We start from the raw sequence: 1,332 nt of genomic DNA on the forward strand, positions 1-1,332 counted from the left end.
TAAAAAACATCTGTAAATAAGATGTATAATAAACAAAAACATTTAGGAGTGGTCGATGATGAATAACAGTTTAATAGATAAGTTAAAAGTAAAAGCAAAAGATGAAACAGGCATAGAAATAGATTCCAATGCTTTTAGAAAATTAAAATATTTTGTAGAAAGGCAATATGAATCTGATGATGAATATCTATTGAAAATGATTAAGTTCAGAAAAATATCAAGTCTGATTACAGATATTAATGAAGATGATTGTTGGGATAAAGAAGAATTGTTAATCAATTTTTCTCATGCTAAAACATTTGATGATTTCGTAAATATTATTTTAGATGGTTACGGTTTAGCTTTAGATAATAATATTATTGTAGAGAATACACTTGTATAAAAAACAAATCATTTCTTAGAAATTCTCGAAAATTTAGAGCGCTTAATAGAATTAATGTAAAAAATATATTGCTTTTAATTTAGATTAATAAAGATAAATTTACGTCTGCATTGAAGATGTATTAATATAAAAGGTGGTAATTATAATGAAACAAGAAAACATAAATCTATATGTATTTACAAATTATGATAATAAAGTTATTGGAACTTACGAAGAAGAAGAAATCAAAGAATTTTTCAACGATTATACACTTGATTGTGCAACGAAAATTCAAAATAATTACTCGGTTAGAAACCAATTATCTTATCATCTTAGGGACTTAGGAGAGTTAGCTTGTTTTTACGATAGAGATTGTATTGATTTAATAAACAATAAAGATATTGATGAATTTTTAGATATATATAATGAACTAACACAAGAACCATTACAAGTTGATAGAATAGTTGTTAATGATGAAGTCGAAGAACAAGATTTTATTGAATATATAAATAATATTGAAAATGGTTTTCAGAAGTATAAAGATAATTCTTATAGTATTCCAACAACAAAAATTGTTGTTAAAAAGACATATAGAGAAATGCCTGACTTAGAAACAATAACAATTGAAGATGAAAAAACAGAAGAAAATATTGAAGAAATTCTTTGTTTCTTTTTAGAAGAAGAAATTACATCATTAAAAGATGATTATAGCACAAAAGAATTACTTTTTGATAAAACGGATTATCTTAGAAGTATCTTAGAAATTAGTTACAGATTAAAAAACAAATTAACAAGTAATTATAACTTACTTTACGAATTCAAAGATTTATATGATTATGAACACTATTTTTCTAATAGCCCAATGATAATTACATTTAAATAAACATAGATGATTTATGCTTGATATTAAAGCCCTCGAAAAATCGGGGGCTTTTTATGTAAAGCGATCATTACGTCTTTACATAAAATAA

Annotated in this window: 2 protein-coding genes; both read left to right on the forward strand. The window is 23.9% G+C overall.

Features of this window, described 5'->3' with window-relative positions; translation table 11 throughout:
* The first annotated feature begins 58 nt into the window (after positions 1-58).
* Positions 59-382, forward strand: coding sequence for a hypothetical protein (locus M4L39_RS14500; protein ID WP_277582629.1), 324 nt, complete (start codon positions 59-61; stop codon positions 380-382).
* Between the two features lie 145 nt (positions 383-527).
* Positions 528-1,244, forward strand: a complete 717-nt coding sequence (locus tag M4L39_RS14505; RefSeq protein ID WP_277582630.1) for a hypothetical protein — start codon at positions 528-530, stop codon at positions 1,242-1,244.
* Positions 1,245-1,332: the final 88 nt, after the last annotated feature.

Source organism: Staphylococcus equorum, assembly GCF_029531845.1.
GTDB classification, from domain to species: Bacteria; Bacillota; Bacilli; order Staphylococcales; family Staphylococcaceae; genus Staphylococcus; species Staphylococcus equorum_C.

Bases quoted from the DNA above. Each gene is read 5' to 3' on its own strand.
- M4L39_RS14500 (WP_277582629.1), top strand. From the start codon at position 59: ATGAATAACAGTTTAATAGATAAGTTAAAAGTAAAAGCAAAAGATGAA.
- M4L39_RS14505 (WP_277582630.1), top strand. From the start codon at position 528: ATGAAACAAGAAAACATAAATCTATATGTATTTACAAATTATGATAAT.